Consider the following 20,159-nt stretch of genomic DNA (forward strand, 5'->3'; position numbering starts at 1 on the left):
CGGCGCTGCTGCGGTACAAGCGGGTGAACTCGAAGGGCAGTACGCCATCGAGCACCGCGTCGGTCAGGGTCAGCAGTTCTTCGCCGGTGACCATCGACACCGGACAGCCGTTGGTGCAGGTGTTGGGCACGCAGTCGGCGGCATCACCGTTGGGGTTTTTCGCCTGGTCGGGGACGTCGTCGTGGGGCTCGTCTTTCTTCAACATGGCGTTGCGCTTGGCGTCCCAGCGCAATTGCATCCGACCCTTTTTCACCCCGGCGGCGATGCCCCGCGCGGCGACGGCTTTGTAGCGGTCGACGTATCCAATGAAGGCGTTGATGATGCTGAACAGCGCTTTGACCAGACGCTTGGCCACGTTGAACAACTGGGCTGCACGGTCGGCCAGACGCAGCGTCAGATAAGCGATCCCCGCCCCCGCTCCGACAAAGGTCAGCACCACGCTGATCAGGACATCGATGATCAGTTGCACGATCATCATCGACGCCACTTCAGCGGACTTGCCGGCAATCTCGCTGGGCGGCAGCATGTCCAGCCACAGGCTCGACGACCGCAGCAACAAGCACATCGCCGCCTCGTCACTGACCAGCAGTTGCAGCTTTTCCATGAGCTCAGGTGCGGTCTGCGCCAGCTCGATCAGTTCAGCCGCGCCGCTGCCCAAACGCTCGGCAAACTTGCCGGGATCCTGAAGAATTTCCGAGAGCAGACCGAGGCTGTCCCACACGCCTTCTATAGCCGCCCAACTGCCGGCGAGCATGCCGTTGCTGGTCGCTGTGGCCGCCGACTGTGACCACTGTGGCTTGAAGCCCTGCCACTCGCTGCGCAGCCAACTGTCCAGTTCGCCGGTCAAACCGTCATAGGATTTGAACAGCTCGACGACTTGCTTGGAGGTGACAGCGCTGTGCACGAGAACGCGGTAGAACTTGCCCTCGCCGCCTCTGAACTCACCCTTGCCGTGCTGATCAAGGGTGATCGGGGTGATCTTGCCGCCCGCCACGTCAACCACATCGACGGTGATGTTACCCAGCGGGATGTCGTAGACCGATTCGAACTTGCTCTCGATCTGCATCAGCCCGCCCTGCGGGCACTGGACGACGCTGGAGGAAAACGCCTTGTCGCTGCTGCTGACCGCCGTGCTGCGATCACCGAAGCGAATGATCCGCTCCATGCCCATCAGCGACGGCAGGTCCGCGGCCTCGCTGATCTGGTCCGCCCTGCGACTGAGCCAGTGATCGAGCTGTTTGCGATAGAGGTTGAGCGTTTGCGGAAAGCTGTCGAGTTCCTGCTCGATGCGAGCGATGGCTTCCATCAACACACGCAGGCAGACAAGGTGAGCTGAAAAACGGGCTGAAGCATGAGCGGTCCCTCGCGCAAGAAATTAGTCGCGGGAACTGTGCGGGGGATCAAAGAGGAAAGAAGTCAGGCGAGTAGGCAAAGGATGTAGGACTAATCTGCAATCCCGCATCTCGCAAAACGCGCAGGCAAAAACGCAAAACGCGGCGTGAGGAAAACCTCACGCCGCGTTTATTTGAAAGACATACCTGGAATTACAGCGTTGAATCCCCAGCTTTCAGCTGTTGCAGCTTCAGCTCGGCCAACGGATGCCCGGCCTTGGCGGCCATGCTCCACCAACGAACGGCTTCAGCGGGATCCGGTGCTTTGCTCGGGGTACCGGCGAGGCTGATCACGCCGACTTGATAGGCCGCTTTAGCGTCGCCGGCCAACGCCGCCAGACGCAGTAAACGCACACCCTCTTCACGCGCGCCTAGCCCAACGCCGCGAAAAGTCAGAATGTGCCCGTAAAAGCTTTGCGCGCTGACATCGCCGAGGTTGGCCATGCGCGCAAACTGGCCTTCAAGCCAGCGCCAGCCGCGCGGCTGGCGAACGAACCACGACCAATGAAACAGCCTGCGGGCCAGCCAATATCCGGCCCGCGCCTTGAGGCGCAGAAACACTCAGGCCTCCGCCGATTCCGGGTACTCGTATTCGAAGACGCGCACCACTTCTGACGCATGCCAGGACGCCGCCGCCACGCCATCCGACGGCCCGGAAAAGCGACCCAGACGCTCGACACATTCAAAAAAACCGGTACGCGGCAAACGACTCGCACCCTGACTGATGACCAGCGAACTGCGCAACGGCTGCTCGGCTTTGGCATCCAGTGCGGCCAGATGCTCAAGCGCCGCCGTCAGCGTCTGCATCGCCGGAGTCGGCAGCTGCAAACGCTCAAGCAAGGCTCGATAAGTCAGAAGATGGCGCTGGCGGCGCGCCTGATCCAGTTCCCCCAGCAATCCGTCCCAATGTTGACGGCTGATGCGTACGCTCACGATTCATCCCTCCAACCTGGCACCGTCAGTTCCCAGGCCAGGCTGCGGCGAATCGCGGCGTCGGGTTGACGCTCACCACTTTCGATCATGGCTAGATAAGACGGGCTGATGCCTACCGTGCGGGCCAGCGCCTCGATGGCGATGCCCTTCCCTTCGCGCAAACTGCGTAGTTGATCCAGACCCGGAAGAATCGGCTCTGGTGAAGTGGCGAGCGGCACCGCGGGCTGCTGCGCCGGTGTTGCGTTGATCCCTGCTGCTTTCAGTAGAGCCTGATATTGAGCCCACGGCAGAACCGCGTATTCGGGTTCGCCATCGCGTGCAATTATCTGAATATCCATGACTACCCCGTAGGACAACAACACTTAGCGAGTCGGCGCTTTTCCCTAGAAGTGTAATCCTAACAGCGGCCAAGGTCGCGGGGGGTATCTATCTACAGGCAGACTTTGTCAGTCAGGGCTTTTTCGGGCCTTGCAGTTGCAATTGCTCAGGGGTGTCGGGCAGGCGTTCGACCACCGCCAGCTTCTCCGGTTGCTGGCGCCTGCGCCACAGGCGGAAGGCATTGAGCTCGTCATCGAGGGTTTTCATCAGCCAGGCGAGAACGGCAATATCATCGAGCATGCCGAACATGGGAATGAAATCCGGAATCGCATCGACAGGGCTGAGAAAATACATCAAGCCCGCGACCACCGAGATCAGCGACTTGGCACTGATCGCCCGGTATTCACCCCTCCAGTAGGCCAGGCACAGCGACTGCAGCAAGCGCAGATCATCCTTGAGTTTGCCGAGACGATTGCCTTGCGCGGCACCCTTGCTGGCCACGGCGAACAATAGGGTTGGCAGACGTCCACGGGCCAGCAGGCGACCGGCCAAGGGCAGGAATCGAGCAAAATTCCATGGAGCTTTCATCTATTCTTCCCGTTGAAATGTTATCCACACAAATTGTGGATAACCTTGTGAACAGAGCTGCATTTCAGCGCTGAGAGCCCCGTTTCATAAGGGCTGCGCTCAGATCGGGCGTTTTTTACTCACATAAAAAAGCCCAATATTTCATTGACTTGGCGGCTCAGGGCGGCTAGCGCGAGCAGCCTCAAAGCTATGACTGTGTCGACGGGCGTCAGTTCGCTCTGTTTACCTTTGCCAGCCTTCAGATGCAACAACGCCCCGCATAAGCGAGGCGTTGTTGTCGATACCGTTGCCTGTTACTTGGCAGCGGCGTCTTCTTTGGCTGGATCCTTGATGGCCAGCAATTCCAGGTCGAAAACCAGAACCGAGTTGGCCGGGATTGCCGGGCTTGGCGACTGAGCGCCGTAAGCCAGATCGCTAGGGATGTACAGTTTGTACTTCTCGCCAACGTGCATCAGTTGCAGACCTTCTACCCAACCCGGGATCACGCCACTGACTGGCAGATCGATCGGGCTGCCGCGCTCGACGGAGCTGTCGAACACGGTGCCGTTGGTCAGCTTGCCGGTGTAGTGCACAGTGACGACGTCGGTCGGCTTAGGCTGTGGGCCATCGGCTTTCTTCACCACTTCGTACTGCAGGCCGGAAGCGGTTGTGGTTACACCGGCTTTCTTGCCGTTTTCTTCGAGGAATTTCTTGCCGGCGGCTGCCGACTCTTCGCTCATCTTGGCCATACGCTCTTCAGCACGCTTTTGCAGCGAGGCGAAGGCTTCGACCAGTTCTTCATCTTTCAGCTTCTGTTCTTTCTTGCCAACGGCATCTTCGATGCCCTGGGCTACCGCTTTGGAGTCCAGATCATCCATGCCTTCCTGGGCAAGGCTTTTGCCCATGTTCAGGCCGATGCCGTAGGAAGCTTTTTGCGCCGGGGTTTTCAGCTCTACGCTGGTCTGCGAGTCACAACCCGCGAGTACCAGGCTAACCAGGGCTACCGCCGCCGCCAACCGATGCTGTTTCATGCTATTTCCTTGTTCATGCGCCGAATGGGCAATCGAGTAAAGCCGCGAGCTTATCAGGCCGCCACGACCAATGGCTACCGGCATGAGAGCAGGAATCTTCTGATAAGTTCAGGGATTAAAACGCATTTGCGCAACGTGTGGATGAAGCTTCTGTCATCCGCGGACGACAAAGGTCGTCGGCACTTGCCACAGCCTCTGGCGTAATGGCCACTTGCCCAGCAGTCACGGCTCAGGCATAACAGCGCAACAATTCGACAAGGATGTTTAACTTGCGCCTCCTATTCCGCGTTCTCACTCTGGTGATCGTACTGGCGGTAATCGCCGTTGCGGTGATTGTCTATTACGTCGCCAATCCGAAATTGCCCTTCTACGCTCCACCCCAACAGGTGCGCTACCTGGATCAATGGAGCGCAGAGCAACGGCAGACCTACTACTTCACGCCGCAAGGTACGCAAGTCAAAGGCCTGCGTTACGAGTGGTTCGAGGCGCTGGAACTGCCCTTCTCAGAACAGCGCTTCGCCTCCCCCGAGTACCTCGCCCGTTTCGGTTTCCTGGTCGATCCGCAGCAGAAAGCGAGCGCCAGCAACCCGGGCAACCTGCCAGTCGGTTTCGCCCGGCACCAGAATCCCGGCAACGCTTCCGAGCACTATCTGGACATCACCTGCGCCGCTTGCCACACCGGCGAGTTGCGCTTCAAAGGTCAGGCCGTGCGCATCGATGGCGGCACCGCGCAACATGTTTTGCCTTCCAGCGTTCCTACATTGCGCGGCGGCAGTTTCGGCCAGGCCCTGGTCGCAAGTCTGGCCTCGACCTACTACAACCCGTGGAAATTCGAACGCTTCGCCCGCCAGGTCCTCGGTGCCGATTACGACGCGCGCCACGAGCAATTGCGCAAAGACTTCAAAACCTCGCTCAACACTTTCCTCAAAGTGGCCTGGAACGATACCCATCGTGGCCTCTACCCGACCGAGGAAGGCCCGGGGCGCACCGACGCGTTCGGCCGGATTGCCAACGCGACGTTTGGCGATGCGATTTCTCCTGCCAACTACCGCGTGGCCGATGCGCCGGTGGATTACCCGCAACTGTGGGACATGTGGACGTTCGATTGGGTGCAGTGGAACGGCTCGGCACAGCAGCCGATGGCGCGCAATATCGGCGAAGCGCTCGGCGTCGGCGCCACACTGAGTTTCTTTGACGCCAACGGCCAACCGCTGCAAGGCGCTGAGCGCTACCCCTCCAGCGTACGCGTGCGCGATCTGCACGCCATCGAAGAAACCTTGCAACAACTGAAGCCGCCAACCTGGCCCGAGGATCTGTTCGGTGCGATCGACAAGCCGCTGGCCGCCAAGGGCCGTGCGCTGTTCGCCGAAAACTGCGCCGGCTGTCACGTGCCGCGCCAATCCCGGGAAGGCGAACGCTGGGTGCAGCACTTGCACATGCTCCCCGTGGATGTGATCGGTACAGATCCCAACGCGGCCAACAACATTGCCAGCCACCGTTTCGACCTGAGCGCACTGCAGTGGGATGTCAAAGAGCTGGAAAAGATGGACGTCAAGCTGCACCCCGAACCCAAAGAGTCGCTCGATCCGAGCCAACTATCGGTGGCCAAGGGCCTGGCTTACGTCACCGCGTTCGTGGAAAACCGCGCCTATCGCGAAGCGAAGATCACGCCGGAGGAAAAGCCGCGAATGGATGGCTTCGGCCTGCCGATCGGCGTGCGCGAGAAAGTCGCATACAAGGCCCGACCGCTGGCTGGCGTGTGGGCGACTGCGCCGTTTCTGCACAACGGTTCGGTGCCGAGCCTCTATCAGTTGTTGTCACCGCAGGATGAGCGCGCAACGACCTTCTATAAAGGCACGCTCGAATATGACCCGCGCCACCTCGGCTATCGCACCGAAGCCTTCACCAACGCGTTCCTGTTCGACACGCGCATCAGCGGCAACCACAACAGCGGCCACGAATTCCGCGCCGGCGCACGCGACAACGGGGTGATCGGCCGCCTCCTGCAACCCGAGGAGCGCTGGGCGCTGCTCGAATACCTGAAAGTACTGGGCGGACCACTGGAGGCGCAGTTGCCATGATCATGCCGACATTCAAAAAACAACTGCCGCCACTGGCGCGCTTCTGGCTGTGGCTGGGGCGTTTGCTCGGCAAGACGCTGCTGATCGTGCTGGTCATCGCCCTGCTCGGCTGGGCCATCGCCACCGCGTGGTTCGCCTGGCAGCACCGCGGGCCGGTGTCGGCTCTGGAACAGATTCCCGCAGGCGAAGCGGCGATGACGCAGGACATCATTCAAACCGCAGTGCGCATCGTCGACCAACACCGCGAAAGCACGCGTTATCTGCGTGATGCCCACGCCAAGGCGCATGGCTGCGTGAAGGCGCAACTCCAGGTGCTACCGGAATTGGAGCAGTCGCTTCGGCAAGGTGTGTTCAGCGAGCCGGGCAAGACCTGGCAGGCGCTGATCCGGCTGTCCAACGGCAATGCGTATCCGCAATTCGACAGCATCCGCGACGCTCGAGGAATGGCGATCAAGCTTCTCGACGTACCGGGCAAGCAATTGCTCAGCGATAGTAGTGACCGACGTGAACAGGATTTCGTGATGTTCAGCCACCCGAACTTCTTTGTCAGCGATGTCGCCGAGTACCGTCAGAATGTGGCGGCGCAGGCTGACGGCAAGAAGGTCATGGCGTTTTTTCCGACATGGGATCCGCGTACCTGGCAGGTCCGCCATCTATTCATCGCGCTGGCTACGCTGTCAGCGCCGCCGGACAGCCCGACCGCGACCACCTACTTCTCGGTATCGCCCTACAAATTCGGTGAGGCCAATGCGAAATTCCGCGTCGCGCCGGATCCGGACAGTTGCCCGGCGTATACCCTGCCCAAACAGAATCACGACCTGCCGAATTTCCTGCGCAGCGCACTTAATCAGCAGTTGTCGACGGATCGGGTGCCGGCGTGTTTTGTCCTGCAGATCCAGCGCCAGGACGCGCACAAGTACATGCCTATCGAAGACACCAGTATCGAGTGGCGTGAGCAGGATGCACCGTTTGAAACGGTGGCGCGGATCACTTTGCCCGCGCAGGACTTCGACACGCCGGCGCTGAATCTGCAATGTGACAACCTGTCATTCAATCCGTGGTTCGGCATCGAGGCGCATCGGCCGATCGGCGGGATCAATCGCCTGCGCAAGGCGGTGTACGAGGCGGTGAGCGATTATCGGCATGCCCGCAATGCGGCGCAGTAGCGCGGCGATTTTATAAATCGCAGACAGCAAAAAGCCCGCACAAGGCGGGCTTTCCGTGGTTTCTGGCGTTCAGTTCCAGATACCGAATATGGCGCAGCGGACGGGACTCGAACCCGCGACCCCCGGCGTGACAGGCCGGTATTCTAACCGACTGAACTACCGCTGCGCGAAACGCTTGAAACGAATGGTGGGTGATGACGGGATCGAACCGCCGACATTCTGCTTGTAAGGCAGACGCTCTCCCAGCTGAGCTAATCACCCTTCGCTTCGTTACGGGGCGCATTATGCCACAAGTTTTCGTAAAGTGTTGATTTAATTGAATATTTTTCAAAAAAATCTGAAAACCGGTGAAACGACACATCCCGCGGGTACAACCTTGAGACAGAAAAAAACCCGCCTCAGCGGGTTTTTCCGTGGTGACCTGGCGTTCAGTGGTCCAGGTTACCGAATATGGCGCAGCGGACGGGACTCGAACCCGCGACCCCCGGCGTGACAGGCCGGTATTCTAACCGACTGAACTACCGCTGCGCTAAACACTTGAAACGAATGGTGGGTGATGACGGGATCGAACCGCCGACATTCTGCTTGTAAGGCAGACGCTCTCCCAGCTGAGCTAATCACCCTTCGCTTCGGTGTGGCGCGCATTCTACGGAGCACCCCAACCTCTGGCAAGCACTTTTTTAAATAATTTTCCGAGGCCTTCCAAAGGCTTAGAGAAGGGTTGGCCTATGCCCCGGCGAAGACAATAATGCCCCCCTTTGTATAAAGGAGTGACTCACCCCATGTGGTTCAAGAACCTGCTGATCTATCGCCTGACCCAAGACCTGCCTGTCGATGCCGAGGCGCTGGAGACTGCACTGGCGACCAAACTGGCGCGGCCGTGTGCAAGCCAGGAGCTGACCACTTACGGTTTCGTCGCACCGTTCGGCAAGGGCGAAGATGCGCCGCTGGTGCATGTCAGCGGGGATTTCCTGCTGATCTCTGCCCGTAAAGAAGAACGTATTCTGCCGGGCAGCGTCGTGCGTGACGCGGTCAAGGAAAAGGTCGAAGAGATCGAAGCCGAGCAGATGCGCAAGGTCTATAAAAAGGAACGCGATCAGATCAAGGATGAAATCATCCAGGCCTTCCTGCCGCGCGCGTTCATTCGTCGTTCGTCGACCTTCGCTGCCATCGCGCCGAAACAGGGCCTGATCCTGGTCAACTCGGCCAGCCCGAAACGCGCCGAGGATTTGCTGTCGACCCTGCGCGAAGTGATCGGCACCCTGCCCGTCCGTCCGCTGACCGTGAAAATGGCGCCGACTGCGGTGATGACCGATTGGGTCACCACACAGAAAGCCGCCGACGATTTCTATGTGCTGGACGAGTGCGAACTGCGCGACACCCATGAAGACGGCGGCATTGTCCGTTGCAAGCGTCAGGACCTGACCAGCGAAGAAATCCAGCTGCACCTGAGCACCGGCAAAGTCGTCACTCAGCTGTCGCTGGCCTGGCAGGACAAACTGTCGTTCATGCTCGACGACAAGATGACCGTCAAGCGCCTGAAGTTCGAGGATCTGCTGCAGGATCAGGCGGAACAGGACGGTGGCGATGAAGCGTTGGGTCAACTGGATGCCAGCTTCACCTTGATGATGCTGACCTTCGGCGACTTCCTGCCGGCGCTGGTTGAAGCGTTGGGCGGGGAAGAGATGCCGCAGGGGATCTAAAGCCCTGCGAGGTCCAAACTGTAGGAGTGAGCCTGCTCGCGATGAGGGACTGACATTCAACGAATATGTTGACTGATAGACCGCTATCGCGAGCAGGCTCACTCCTACATTTGTTTTGTGCTGTTCTTTTAATAACAAGGATCAAGCCATGCGCGCACTGGCTGCACTCAGCCGCTTTGTCGGCAATACCTTCGCTTACTGGGTTCTGATATTCGCCGTCGTGGCGTTCCTGCAACCGGCGTGGTTCATCGGCCTGAAAAGCGCGATCGTACCGCTGCTGGGTCTGGTGATGTTCGGCATGGGCCTGACCCTCAAACTCGACGACTTCGCCGCCGTCGCTCGCCATCCGTGGCGAGTGGCGCTGGGCGTGGTCGCGCATTTCGTGATCATGCCCGGTGTGGCGTGGTTGCTTTGCCAGATTTTTCACCTGCCGCCGGAAATCGCCGTCGGGGTGATTCTGGTCGGCTGCTGCCCGAGCGGCACCTCGTCGAACGTGATGACCTGGCTGGCGCGCGGTGATCTGGCGCTTTCCGTGGCGATCGCCGCGGTCACCACCCTCCTCGCCCCGTTGCTGACTCCGGCGCTGATCTGGCTGCTGGCCTCAGCATGGCTGCCGGTGTCGTTCATGGAGCTGTTCTGGTCGATCCTGCAAGTGGTGCTGCTGCCGATCATTCTCGGCGTAGTTGCGCAACGTCTGCTTGGTGACAAGGTGCGGCATGCGGTGGATGTGCTGCCGCTGGTGTCGGTGGTCAGCATCGTGATTATCGTCACCGCTGTTGTGGCGGCGAGTCAGGCGAAAATCGCCGAGTCCGGGCTGTTGATCATGGCCGTGGTGATGCTGCACAACAGCTTCGGCTATCTGCTCGGCTACTTCACCGGGCGCTTGTTCGGTTTGCCTCTGGCTCAGCGCAAATCGCTGGCACTGGAAGTCGGCATGCAGAACTCGGGCCTCGGTGCGGCGCTGGCCAGTGCGCATTTCTCGCCGCTGGCGGCGGTGCCGAGCGCGTTGTTCAGCGTCTGGCACAATATTTCCGGGGCGCTGCTGTCGACGTACTTCCGGCGCATGAGTGAAAAGGAAGACCGCGACAATCTTGCGCAACGGGCCGCCGATTGACCTGACACTTGATCCTCGGGTTAATGCTCGTCACTATTGCGCAACGCGGGGACGACCCGGCGGCTCGATCGAGTCATTAACCTGGGGACGACCCCGTCAATCGATGGAGGTCCTGCATGTCCTGGATCATTCTGTTTTGCGCCGGCCTGTTCGAAGTCGGCTGGGCCGTCGGGCTGAAATACACCGACGGCTTCACCCGCCCGCTCCCCACCGCCCTGACCGTTGCCGCCATGGCTATCAGCCTGGGCCTACTGGGCCTGGCGATGAAGGAATTGCCATTGGGTACGGCTTATGCGATCTGGACCGGCGTCGGTGCCGTGGGTACGGTGATCGCCGGGATCATTCTGTTTGGTGAATCGATGGCGCTGATCAGGCTGGCCAGTGTGGCGTTGATCGTCACGGGTTTGATAGGCCTTAAAGTAAGCGCTTAAGCCACTACCGTCTTCGCGAACAGGCTCGCTCCCACATTCAACCGCATTCCGTCATTGGAACACGGTCACCTGTGGGAGCGAGCCTGCTCGCGAAGGGGTCTTTTGATGCACCGACTATCTGACGGATCCGCGCAACTCCCCTACCAACCCCTGCAACTTCGCCGGTTCCGTCCCTTCGGTAATCGCCGGCCCCGCCACCAGCGTTACCCGCGACCACAAACGGTGGAACAAGCCCTTGTTCGGATCGCGACTGAAGAAACTCCCCCACAACCCTTGCAACGCCAGCGGAATCACCGGCACCGGCGTCTCCTCGAGAATGCGCGTCACCCCACCTCGGAATTCATTGATCTCGCCATCAGCGGTCAACTTTCCTTCCGGGAAAATGCACACCAGCTCGCCTTCCTTCAGATACCGAGCAATGCGCGTGAAGGCTTTTTCGTAGATCTGGATGTCTTCCTGGCGTCCGGCGATAGGAATCGCGCCCGCCGTGCGGAAGATAAAGTTCAGCACCGGCAGGTTGTAGATCTTGTAGTACATGACAAAGCGAATCGGCCTACGCACTGCCCCGCCGATCAGCAAGGCGTCAACGAATGACACGTGATTGCACACCAGCAGCGCCGCCCCCTCGTCCGGGATCGCTTCAAGGTTGCGATGCTCGACGCGGTACATGGAATGGCTGAGCAGCCAGATCATGAAGCGCATGCTGAATTCGGGGACGATCTTGAAGATGTAGGCGTTGACGCCGATGTTCAGCAGCGACACCACCAGGAACAGTTGCGGGATCGACAGCTTGGCGACGCTCAACAAAACGATCGAAACAATCGCCGACACCACCATAAACAGCGCGTTGAGAATATTGTTGGCGGCGATCACTCGCGCCCGTTCGTTTTCAGCCGTGCGCGACTGGATCAGCGCGTACAGCGGCACAATATAGAAGCCGCCAAAAATGCCCAGACCAAGAATATCGATCAACACCGCCCAGGTGTGAACGAAGCCCAATACGGCAATCCAGCTATGGCCGGTGACGCTGTCCGGGATTCCCCCGGAATGCCACCACAGCAACAGGCCAAACACGGTCAGGCCGAACGAGCCGAACGGCACCAGACCGATCTCGACTTTGCGCCCGGAGAGCTTTTCGCAGAGCATCGAACCCAGCGCGATCCCCACCGAGAACACCGTCAGAATAAGCGTCACCACTGTTTCGTCGCCGTGCATCCACTCCTTGGCGTAGGCCGGGATCTGCGTCAGGTAGATCGCCCCGACGAACCAGAACCACGAGTTGCCGACAATCGAGCGCGACACCGCTGGCGTCTGGCCCAGGCCGAGTTTCAGCGTCGCCCAGGACTGGCTGAAGATGTTCCAGTTCAGGCGCATTTCCGGCGACGATGCTGCCGCACGCGGAATGCTGCGGCTGGCCAGGTAACCCAGCACGGCAATGCCGACGATCGCTGCGGAGACCACCGGCGCGTAGTGCTCGGTCGACATCATGATCCCGGCGCCGATGGTCCCGGCGAGAATCGCCAGAAACGTGCCCATTTCCACCAGACCGTTGCCGCCGACCAGTTCGTCATCGCGCAAGGCCTGCGGCAGGATCGAATACTTCACCGGGCCGAACAATGCCGAATGCGTGCCCATGGCGAACAGCGCGACCAGCATCAGTGACAGATGATCGAAGAGAAAGCCGATCGATCCTACGGCCATGATGGCGATTTCTGCGAGCTTGATCAGGCGGATCAGCGCGTCCTTGGCGAATTTTTCCCCGAATTGCCCGGCCAGTGCCGAGAACAGGAAAAACGGCAGGATAAACAGCAGCGCGCAAAGGTTGACCCAGATCGAGCGGTCACCCTCGATGGTCAGCCGATAGAGGATGGCGAGGATCAACGACTGTTTAAATACGTTGTCGTTAAACGCGCCGAGCGACTGGGTAATAAAGAAGGGCAAAAAGCGCCGGGTACGCAACAGGTTGAACTGTGAGGGGTGACTCATCTTCCGTGTTTCCTGATGTTGGGTAGAGAGGCCTGGGTGCTTGTTATTGGAATGCCGCACCACGATCCAGGCCACACCTTACCTAAACTTTTCAGTTTATTTCTTCAAACCTGCGATACACGGCGAGACAAACAGCTCGCCACGCCACGCGCCCTGCACGGTGCGCTTGCCGACGATCAGCCACATCGCCGCCAACAAAATCACCAGCGCCGTACCGAACACGCTGAAAAACGTCAGGCTGAGGATGCTCGCCAGTTTCAGCGTCGCCAGGGAATACACGCCCAGCGGAAAGGTAAAGCCCCACCAGCCGAGGTTGAACGGAATGCCGTCACGCAGATAACGCACGGTGATCAGCAGGGCCATCAACATCCACCACAGACCAAAACCCCACAACGTCACTCCCGCCACCAGGCCCAGACCCGAGGCGATTTCGCCGACACCGGGCAGACCATTCGCGGCAAAAATCGCTGGGGCCTCACCGCCCAGCAGCAACATGCCCAACGCACCGGTGCCGATCGGCCCGAGGGCCAGCCAGCTCGACGCGGCCATGTTTTCGTGGGGCAGTTTGTGCAAGGCCATGCGCAACAACAGGATGGTCAGAATGCTGAACGCTACCGGCAGGGAAAAGGCCCAGAGCACGTAGCTGGTGGTCAGTACGATGAGTTGCGCATGGGCGTCCGTCAGATGCGGGGCGAGCAAGCCGCCGCTGGCCGCAGCCACTTCCGCCGCCACTACCGGCAGCAACCACACCGCGGTCATCTGATCGATGCTGTGCTCCTGACGAGTAAACATCATGTAGGGAATCAGCACGCCGCAGGCCAGCGACATCGCCACATCGATCCACCACAACGCTTCAACCAGTTGGATTACTCCGTCGCCCCAGCGCGGCACGCCGAACAGCAGAAAACCGTTGATGATCGTCGCCAGGCCCATGGGAATGGTGCCGAAGAACATCGACACGGTTGAATGGCCGAAAATCCGTCGTGCTTCATCGAAGAACAACATCCAGCGGGCGGCGTAGGCTGCGGTAAACAGCGTGAACAAGACAATGTTGAACAGCCACAGCCCTTCAGCCACGGCGTGCAATCCGGGAATGGCCAGCGGCAATTGCGCCAGCGCCAATGCCAGCACACCGGTGCCCATGGTCGCGGCGAACCAGTTCGGCGTGAATTGCCGGATCACTTCGCGCGGATGCTGAAGCTGGCTGAAAGGCTTGAAGCCGGGGGTGACACTGTTGGGGCAAATCATCATGAGCTCCTGTCCTCTGGTGAGGTTGAGCTCATGGTAGATCCGAATCGAATATCGATATAACGGGTAATATCTCTAACTGTTATCTGTTTTGCAGATAAACAGCTAAACGCTACCCTCCGATTCGATTACCAGAATCCGCGCCTCGCCTTGCGGATGGGCGACGTGCTCGGTGCCGACCGAGGCATAGAAAATATCACCTGTGTCCAACACAACCTGCCGCTCCTCGCCGCCTTCGCGGTAGTGCATCCGCACCCGACCATCGAGTACTACGAACACTTCTTCTCCGTCGTTGACGTGCCATTTGTACGGCTGATCGGTCCAGTGCAGGCGCGTGGTGATGCCGTTCATGTTGGCGATGTCCAAGGCACCCCAGGCGCGTTCGGCGGTAAACGATTTGCTGCGGATAATCTTCATGAATCGATCCGTGAGAGAAGTTCGCCAAGGCTAACCGAAACCGCGGCGCTCAAGGAGCACTGCAAATTTTACCCGCCTGGGGCCGCAGACTGAGCAGCAGCGCAGCCACGGCCAGCACGATCAGCACAACGCCGTAACCGTCGGTGGTCGCCAGCAATCCGAAGCTGCGCGCCAGATGCCCGGCCAGCAGCGCCGGCAGACAGAACGCCAGATAACTGAGCACGTAATACGCAGACATCAACCCGGCTCGCTCGTGGGGCAAGGCCAGCGGCACCAGAGTGCGCACCGCACCCAGAAAACCCGAGCCAAAGCCACAACCGGCGATCACCGTGCCAAAGAAAAACAGCGACAGACTGGCGCCGTGTACCCCAAGCAAAATCAATATCAGCCCGACCGGCAGCAAGCTCGCGCCCAGCAGCAGCGCCTGAGCAGCCGGGCGGTTGCGCATGGTGAAGATCATCAACGCGCCCGTCACGGTCAATGCCGCCACCGTCGCTCCGCCGATCAGGTTGGAGGTCGAGCCGGTGGCCGTGCGTACCAATGACGGTGCCAGCGAGGCATAAAAACCTCCGAGCGCCCAGGTTGCAGTATTCAATGGCAACACTCGCCACAATGTTGAACGCGCCTGCACCGGCACATGCAAGGTCGGCCGCAACGACGCCCACGCCCCGCTCTGTCGCGAAACACTTTCCGGCAAGCGCCAGACATACACGCCCTGCAACACGAACAACGCCAGCAGCAACCAGTAGGTCAGCTGCAACGGCGCGGGTGCGAATTCTGCGAGCAAGCCACAGCCCAAACCGCCCAAAGCCATTCCGAGTAACGGCGCGACGCTGTTGATCAACGGCCCCTGCTGGCGATCGGTGTCGAGCAATGTTGCGCTCAAAACGGCGGTGGCCATGCCGGTGGCGAAACCCTGCAGCACCCGCGCGCCGATCAACCAGGCGACGCTGTCGGCGTAAATGAACAGCAGCATCGCCAGGGCATTGAGCAGAACCGCGCTGAAGATCACCGGCTTGCGGCCCAAATGGTCGGAAAGCGAACCGACCGTCAGCAACGCCGCCAACAGACTCAAGGCGTAAACGGCGAAGATCAGCGTCAGCATCGCTGACGAGAAATGCAATTGGTCCTGATACAGGTGATACAACGGCGTCGGCGCGGTGGAAGCGGCGAGAAAACTGAGTAAGGTGATCGCCAGAAACCACAGGCTGGATCGATGGGAAGCAAGGTTGTTCAAAGGGCTGGTCATAGGGACACTCCGCAAAAGCTAACTTTTTGCTTTTACGCAGTGTGCTACCGCCTCGCGCTTAAAGCAAATTCTTTGTGTTAAGGTCTGAACCATGGCTATTAAAGAAGGTTTACGCCCCGGTGGCCGCAGTGCCCGGGTGCAAGAGTCGATCCATTCGGCTGTCAATGCGCTGCTGCAAGAGCAGGAACGTTCCACCGTGACCGTCCCGCAAATCGCCGCCCGCGCGGGGGTTACGCCGTCAACGATCTATCGGCGCTGGGGTGATCTGGCGGCGTTGCTGGCGGACGTCGCCCTCGCCCGTATGCGCCCGGACAGCGAACCGGCGGACACTGGAAGTCTGCGCGGCGATATCCGCGCGTGGGCCGAGCAGTATCTCGACGAGATGAGTTCGGAGGTCGGGCGCAACATGATGCGTGACGTGCAGGCGAGCGCTACGCCGGGCTATTGCGTGGCAATCATTGGTGCGCAGTTGCAGACCATTGTCGATCGCTATGCGCATGAGAAAACGCCGAGTGTCGATCGCTTGATCAATCTGGTGGTAGCGCCGGTGGTGTTCCGGATTCTGTTTTCGGCGGCGGCGCTGGAGGTGGAGGAGCTTCATCGCCTGATTGATATCGCGCTGCGTCTGGACTGACGCCTTCGCGAGCAGGCTCGCTCCCACAAGGAAATGCATCCCAACTGTGGGAGCGAGCCTGCTCGCGAAGAGGCCCGCCCGGTTACCATAAAAACCACCCGGTACCCCGCCTGCGACACCCCGCCGCGCCACGACCTTGGTCGACACTGACTAACCGCCGCGCCCGTGCGAGACTGTTCGCCCGGGCAGGAGTGCCGGGGAGTCTTTTGTCGGGAGTGCTGCATGTCGTTGTCCACCGGGCTGATCGCCGTCGTTGCCCTGGCCTACATGGCCATCATGTTCGCCATCGCCTTTTACGGCGACCGTCGCAGCACGCCGTTGCCGCCGCGAGTGCGTGCCTGGGTGTACAGCCTGTCGCTGGCGGTTTACTGCACCAGTTGGACGTTCTTCGGCGCGGTGGGACAGGCGGCGGAACAACTATGGTCGTTCCTGCCGATCTACCTCGGGCCGATCCTGCTGCTGGTGGGCGCGCCGTGGGTCCTGCAGAAAATGGTGATGATCAGCAAACAGGAGAACATCACCTCCATCGCCGACTTCATCGCCGCGCGCTACGGCAAATCGCAATCGCTGGCGGTGGTCGTGGCGCTGATCTGCCTGGTCGGCGTCTTGCCCTATATCGCCCTGCAACTCAAAGGCATCGTCCTCGGCGTGAACCTGCTGATCGGCGCCGGCGCCGATGCCATGGGCACCCGCGCTCAGGACACGGCGCTGATCGTGTCGCTGGTGCTGGCGTTGTTCACTATCGTCTTCGGCACGCGCAACCTTGATGCCACCGAACACCACCGTGGCATGGTCCTGGCGATCGCTTTCGAATCGCTGGTCAAGCTGTTCGCTTTTCTCGCCGTCGGCGCTTTCGTTACTTACGGCCTGTATGACGGTTTCGACGACCTGTTCAATCAGGCGATGCTCGCCCCGCGCCTTGAAGCCTATTGGAAGGAAACCATCAACTGGCCGTCGATGGTGGTGCAGACCGGCGTAGCGATGATGGCGATCATCTGCCTGCCCCGGCAATTTCACGTCACCGTGGTGGAGAACATCGACCCGCAGGATCTGCGGCTGGCGAAATGGGTGTTCCCCGCCTATCTGGCGTTGGCCGCACTGTTCGTAGTCCCTATCGCTCTCGCCGGTCAGATGCTGCTGCCCAGCCACGTGCTGCCCGACTCCTTCGTGATCAGCCTGCCGCTGGCCCAGGCGCATCCGGCGCTGGCCATGCTGGCGTTCATCGGTGGTGCATCGGCAGCGACCGGCATGGTGATTGTCGCCAGCGTCGCGCTGTCGACCATGGTCTCCAACGACATGCTGTTGCCGTGGCTGTTGCGCCGCAACAACGCTGAGCGCCCGTTCGAAGTGTTCCGCCAGTGGATGCTCTCGGTGCGCCGGGTCAGCATCGTGGTGATTCTGCTGCTGGCCTACGTCAGTTATCGCTTGCTCGGCTCGACCGCGAGCCTGGCGACCATCGGCCAGATCGCCTTCGCGGCGGTAACGCAACTGGCGCCAGCGATGCTCGGCGCGTTGTACTGGAAACAGGCCAACCGCCGTGGCGTGTTTGCCGGGCTCGCCCCCGGCCCTTTCCTGTGGTTCTACACGCTGGGGCTGCCGATTGCCGCGCACAGTCTCGGCTGGTCGCTAGCGAGCTTCCCCGGCTTGGCGTGGCTGCACAGCAATCCGCTGAACCTGCCGATCACGCCGCTGACCCAAGGCGTGGTGCTGTCGCTGGCGGGGAACTTCCCCCTGTTTGCCTGGGGCTCGGGGCTGTCGCGCACGCGGGTTTCGGAACACTGGCAGGCCGGGCGTTTCATCGGCCAGGAAATCAGCGCGCGGCCCAATGGTCGCTCGATGCTGGCGGTGCAGATCGACGATCTGCTGCAATTGGCGGCGCGTTTTGTCGGCGAAGAACGGGCGCGACAGAGCTTCATTCGTTTCGCCTACCGCCAGGGCAAGGGCTTCAACCCCAACCAGAACGCCGACAGCGAATGGATTGCTCACACCGAACGCTTGCTCGCCGGTGTCCTCGGTGCCTCTTCGACGCGCGCTGTCGTAAAAGCCGCCATCGAAGGTCGGGAAATGCAGCTGGAGGACGTAGTCCGCATCGCCGACGAAGCCTCGGAGGTGCTGCAGTTCAACCGTGCGCTGTTGCAAGGCGCGATCGAGAACATCACGCAAGGCATCAGCGTGGTCGATCAATCGCTGAAACTGGTGGCGTGGAACCGACGTTATCTGGAACTGTTCAACTACCCCGACGGTTTGATCAGCGTCGGCCGGCCGATTGCCGACATCATTCGCTACAACGCTGAACGTGGCCTATGCGGCCCCGGCGAGGCCGAAGTGCACGTTGCGCGCCGCTTGCACTGGATGCGCCAGGGCCGCGCGCACACCTCCGAACGGCTGTTCCCCAATGGCCGGGTGATCGAGCTGATCGGCAACCCGATGCCCGGCGGCGGGTTCGTCATGAGCTTCACCGACATTACCGCGTTCCGCGAGGCCGAACAGGCGCTCACTGAGGCCAACGAAGGCCTCGAACAACGGGTCAGCGAGCGCACCCAGGAACTCTCGCAACTCAACGTCGCACTCACCGAAGCCAAGGGCACCGCCGAGGCGGCGAACCAGTCGAAAACCCGCTTTCTTGCCGCCGTCAGCCATGACTTGATGCAGCCGCTGAACGCCGCACGGCTGTTCTCCGCCGCCCTCTCCCATCAAAACGAAGGCTTGAGCGCCGAGGCGCAACAACTGGTGCAACACCTCGACAGCTCGCTGCGTTCAGCCGAAGACCTGATCAGCGATCTGCTGGATATCTCGCGTCTGGAAAACGGCAAGATCAACCCGGATCGCAAGCCCTTCGCGGTCAATGAACTGTTCGACACCCTCGGTGCGGAATTCAAAGCGCTTGCCCAGGAGCAGAAGCTGACGTTCCGGGTGCGCGGCAGTCAATTGCGCATCGACAGCGACATCAAGCTGCTGCGGCGGATTCTGCAGAACTTCCTCACCAACGCTTTCCGCTACGCCAAGGGCCCGGTGCTGCTGGGCGTGCGCCGGCGTGACGGCGAGCTGTGTCTGGAGGTCTGGGATCGCGGGCCGGGCATTCCGGAAGACAAGCAGCAGGTGATCTTCGAAGAATTCAAGCGCCTCGACAGCCACCAGACCCGCGCGGAGAAAGGCCTGGGCCTGGGTCTGGCAATCGCCGACGGCTTGTGCCGGGTGCTCGGGCATACCTTGCGCGTTCGTTCGTGGCCGGGCCGTGGCAGCGTATTCAGCGTGACGGTGCCGCTGGCGCGCACACAAACGCCTCCCGCGAACGCAGCCGTGGAACTGAACGGTAAATTGCTTAGCGGCGCGCAGGTGCTGTGCATCGATAACGAAGACAGCATTTTGATTGGCATGAACAGCCTGCTCAGCCGTTGGGGCTGCCAGGTGTGGACGGCACGCAATCGCGACGAATGCGCCGCGATATTGAATGAGGGCGTACGGCCGCAACTCGCCCTGGTCGACTATCACCTCGATCATGGCGACACCGGCACGGAGTTGATGGCGTGGTTGCGTACGCGTCTGGGCGAACCGGTGCCCGGCGTGGTAATCAGTGCGGATGGGCGCCCGGAGACGGTGGCGCAGGTGCACGCGGCGGGACTGGATTATCTGGCCAAACCGGTGAAGCCCGCGGCGTTGCGGGCCCTGTTGAGTCGTTATCTGCCGCTGTAGGCGGTGATTTCGCCAACGCCTTCGCGAGCAGGCTCGCTCCCACAGAAAAGCAAAGTCAAAAGCACAGATCGCAGCCTTCGGCGGCTCCTACACAATGAGCGTTAGCTCGAGTGCTTTTGATCTTGATCCACGGGCGACGTCGGAAGGAACCCGAGCCTGCGAGGGCCGAACGCAGGAGCAAGCCTTTTTGGGTACTT

17 protein-coding genes and 4 tRNA genes are annotated in these 20,159 nt (G+C 60.5%); 7 read left to right on the forward strand and 14 right to left on the reverse strand.

Translation table 11 applies throughout. From position 1 onward, the window contains the following. The 6 genes from AEQ63_RS26370 to AEQ63_RS26395 form a co-directional block, all read right to left on the reverse strand. Positions 1 to 1,306, reverse strand: a 1,306-nt coding sequence (locus AEQ63_RS26370; RefSeq protein ID WP_236705287.1) for a DUF6531 domain-containing protein, incomplete at its 3' end; no start/stop codon positions are given. 238 nt (positions 1,307 to 1,544) lie between these two features. Then, the gene (locus AEQ63_RS26375; RefSeq protein WP_064365407.1) at positions 1,545 to 1,952 is read right to left on the reverse strand and encodes an SEL1-like repeat protein; all 408 of its coding nucleotides are present in this window, start codon (positions 1,950 to 1,952) and stop codon (positions 1,545 to 1,547) included. Then, positions 1,953 to 2,324 (reverse strand): hypothetical protein, encoded by a 372-nt coding sequence (locus tag AEQ63_RS26380; RefSeq protein WP_003223109.1) that lies wholly within the window; start codon positions 2,322 to 2,324, stop codon positions 1,953 to 1,955. Continuing rightward, positions 2,321 to 2,662: a helix-turn-helix domain-containing protein gene (locus AEQ63_RS26385; protein ID WP_042608528.1), complete on the reverse strand. Its 342-nt coding sequence runs from the start codon at positions 2,660 to 2,662 to the stop codon at positions 2,321 to 2,323. The genes AEQ63_RS26380 and AEQ63_RS26385 overlap by 4 nt, the downstream gene beginning before the upstream one ends. 112 nt (positions 2,663 to 2,774) lie before the next feature. After that, on the reverse strand, positions 2,775 to 3,230 hold the full coding sequence (locus AEQ63_RS26390) for a YkvA family protein (protein ID WP_064365408.1): 456 nt from the start codon (positions 3,228 to 3,230) through the stop codon (positions 2,775 to 2,777). A 293-nt stretch (positions 3,231 to 3,523) separates the two neighbouring features. Further along, positions 3,524 to 4,240, reverse strand: a complete 717-nt coding sequence (locus tag AEQ63_RS26395) for an FKBP-type peptidyl-prolyl cis-trans isomerase (RefSeq protein ID WP_016773732.1) — start codon at positions 4,238 to 4,240, stop codon at positions 3,524 to 3,526. Between the two features lie 269 nt (positions 4,241 to 4,509). Between AEQ63_RS26395 and AEQ63_RS26400 the strand changes: the two genes are divergently transcribed. Together AEQ63_RS26400 and AEQ63_RS26405 are read left to right on the forward strand one after the other, a co-directional pair. Continuing rightward, the gene (locus AEQ63_RS26400) at positions 4,510 to 6,321 is read left to right on the forward strand and encodes a di-heme-cytochrome C peroxidase (RefSeq protein ID WP_064365409.1); all 1,812 of its coding nucleotides are present in this window, start codon (positions 4,510 to 4,512) and stop codon (positions 6,319 to 6,321) included. Continuing rightward, entirely contained in the window at positions 6,318 to 7,487 is a 1,170-nt protein-coding gene (locus AEQ63_RS26405) for a catalase family protein (protein ID WP_064365410.1), read from the forward strand. Before AEQ63_RS26400 ends, AEQ63_RS26405 begins: the two co-directional genes overlap by 4 nt. Positions 7,488 to 7,576: 89 nt before the next feature. On the opposite strand, the gene AEQ63_RS26410 is transcribed toward AEQ63_RS26405, so the two are convergent. The 4 genes from AEQ63_RS26410 to AEQ63_RS26425 form a co-directional block, all read right to left on the reverse strand. Continuing rightward, positions 7,577 to 7,653 (reverse strand) — tRNA-Asp (locus tag AEQ63_RS26410). Positions 7,654 to 7,672: 19 nt separating this feature from the next. Next, positions 7,673 to 7,748, reverse strand: a tRNA-Val gene (locus AEQ63_RS26415). Positions 7,749 to 7,938: 190 nt separating this feature from the next. Further along, positions 7,939 to 8,015, reverse strand: a tRNA-Asp gene (locus tag AEQ63_RS26420). A 19-nt stretch (positions 8,016 to 8,034) separates the two neighbouring features. Next, positions 8,035 to 8,110 (reverse strand) — tRNA-Val (locus tag AEQ63_RS26425). Positions 8,111 to 8,269: 159 nt separating this feature from the next. On the opposite strand from AEQ63_RS26425, the gene rdgC reads away from it, so the two are divergent. From rdgC to sugE, 3 genes are all read left to right on the forward strand, one after another. Then, the gene (rdgC, locus tag AEQ63_RS26430; protein WP_042607627.1) at positions 8,270 to 9,190 is read left to right on the forward strand and encodes a recombination-associated protein RdgC; all 921 of its coding nucleotides are present in this window, start codon (positions 8,270 to 8,272) and stop codon (positions 9,188 to 9,190) included. A gap of 148 nt (positions 9,191 to 9,338) precedes the next feature. Further along, a complete protein-coding gene (locus AEQ63_RS26435; protein ID WP_042607626.1) occupies positions 9,339 to 10,304 on the forward strand; it encodes a bile acid:sodium symporter family protein in 966 nt (321 codons plus the stop codon). A 116-nt stretch (positions 10,305 to 10,420) separates the two neighbouring features. Beyond that, complete coding sequence (gene sugE, locus AEQ63_RS26440; RefSeq protein ID WP_041479526.1) at positions 10,421 to 10,735, forward strand: quaternary ammonium compound efflux SMR transporter SugE; 315 nt, start codon at positions 10,421 to 10,423, stop codon at positions 10,733 to 10,735. Between the two features lie 114 nt (positions 10,736 to 10,849). On the opposite strand, the gene AEQ63_RS26445 is transcribed toward sugE, so the two are convergent. From AEQ63_RS26445 to AEQ63_RS26460, 4 genes are all read right to left on the reverse strand, one after another. Then, positions 10,850 to 12,721, reverse strand: coding sequence for an MFS transporter (locus tag AEQ63_RS26445; protein WP_064365411.1), 1,872 nt, complete (start codon positions 12,719 to 12,721; stop codon positions 10,850 to 10,852). A 96-nt stretch (positions 12,722 to 12,817) separates the two neighbouring features. Then, positions 12,818 to 13,969 (reverse strand): TDT family transporter, encoded by a 1,152-nt coding sequence (locus tag AEQ63_RS26450; RefSeq protein ID WP_064365412.1) that lies wholly within the window; start codon positions 13,967 to 13,969, stop codon positions 12,818 to 12,820. Positions 13,970 to 14,074: 105 nt separating this feature from the next. Then, complete coding sequence (locus AEQ63_RS26455) at positions 14,075 to 14,386, reverse strand: cupin domain-containing protein (protein ID WP_042607622.1); 312 nt, start codon at positions 14,384 to 14,386, stop codon at positions 14,075 to 14,077. Between the two features lie 49 nt (positions 14,387 to 14,435). Then, positions 14,436 to 15,635: an MFS transporter gene (locus AEQ63_RS26460; protein WP_442965731.1), complete on the reverse strand. Its 1,200-nt coding sequence runs from the start codon at positions 15,633 to 15,635 to the stop codon at positions 14,436 to 14,438. 91 nt (positions 15,636 to 15,726) lie between these two features. On the opposite strand from AEQ63_RS26460, the gene AEQ63_RS26465 reads away from it, so the two are divergent. Both AEQ63_RS26465 and AEQ63_RS26470 read left to right on the forward strand, forming a co-directional pair. Then, entirely contained in the window at positions 15,727 to 16,269 is a 543-nt protein-coding gene (locus AEQ63_RS26465) for a TetR/AcrR family transcriptional regulator (protein WP_042607620.1), read from the forward strand. Positions 16,270 to 16,491: 222 nt separating this feature from the next. Continuing rightward, positions 16,492 to 19,962, forward strand: a complete 3,471-nt coding sequence (locus AEQ63_RS26470) for a hybrid sensor histidine kinase/response regulator (protein WP_064365413.1) — start codon at positions 16,492 to 16,494, stop codon at positions 19,960 to 19,962. Positions 19,963 to 20,159 lie beyond the last annotated feature (197 nt).

This window comes from Pseudomonas sp. RIT-PI-o, from assembly GCF_001297215.1.
Classification (GTDB): Bacteria; Pseudomonadota; Gammaproteobacteria; order Pseudomonadales; family Pseudomonadaceae; genus Aquipseudomonas; species Aquipseudomonas moraviensis_A.

Bases quoted from the DNA above. Each gene is read 5' to 3' on its own strand.
- AEQ63_RS26385 (WP_042608528.1), bottom strand. From the start codon at position 2,662: ATGGATATTCAGATAATTGCACGCGATGGCGAACCCGAATACGCGGTT.
- AEQ63_RS26390 (WP_064365408.1), bottom strand. From the start codon at position 3,230: ATGAAAGCTCCATGGAATTTTGCTCGATTCCTGCCCTTGGCCGGTCGC.
- AEQ63_RS26395 (WP_016773732.1), bottom strand. From the start codon at position 4,240: ATGAAACAGCATCGGTTGGCGGCGGCGGTAGCCCTGGTTAGCCTGGTA.
- AEQ63_RS26405 (WP_064365410.1), top strand. From the start codon at position 6,318: ATGATCATGCCGACATTCAAAAAACAACTGCCGCCACTGGCGCGCTTC.
- rdgC (WP_042607627.1), top strand. From the start codon at position 8,270: ATGTGGTTCAAGAACCTGCTGATCTATCGCCTGACCCAAGACCTGCCT.
- AEQ63_RS26435 (WP_042607626.1), top strand. From the start codon at position 9,339: ATGCGCGCACTGGCTGCACTCAGCCGCTTTGTCGGCAATACCTTCGCT.
- sugE (WP_041479526.1), top strand. From the start codon at position 10,421: ATGTCCTGGATCATTCTGTTTTGCGCCGGCCTGTTCGAAGTCGGCTGG.
- AEQ63_RS26445 (WP_064365411.1), bottom strand. From the start codon at position 12,721: ATGAGTCACCCCTCACAGTTCAACCTGTTGCGTACCCGGCGCTTTTTG.
- AEQ63_RS26450 (WP_064365412.1), bottom strand. From the start codon at position 13,969: ATGATTTGCCCCAACAGTGTCACCCCCGGCTTCAAGCCTTTCAGCCAG.
- AEQ63_RS26455 (WP_042607622.1), bottom strand. From the start codon at position 14,386: ATGAAGATTATCCGCAGCAAATCGTTTACCGCCGAACGCGCCTGGGGT.
- AEQ63_RS26460 (WP_442965731.1), bottom strand. From the start codon at position 15,635: ATGACCAGCCCTTTGAACAACCTTGCTTCCCATCGATCCAGCCTGTGG.
- AEQ63_RS26465 (WP_042607620.1), top strand. From the start codon at position 15,727: ATGGCTATTAAAGAAGGTTTACGCCCCGGTGGCCGCAGTGCCCGGGTG.
- AEQ63_RS26470 (WP_064365413.1), top strand. From the start codon at position 16,492: ATGTCGTTGTCCACCGGGCTGATCGCCGTCGTTGCCCTGGCCTACATG.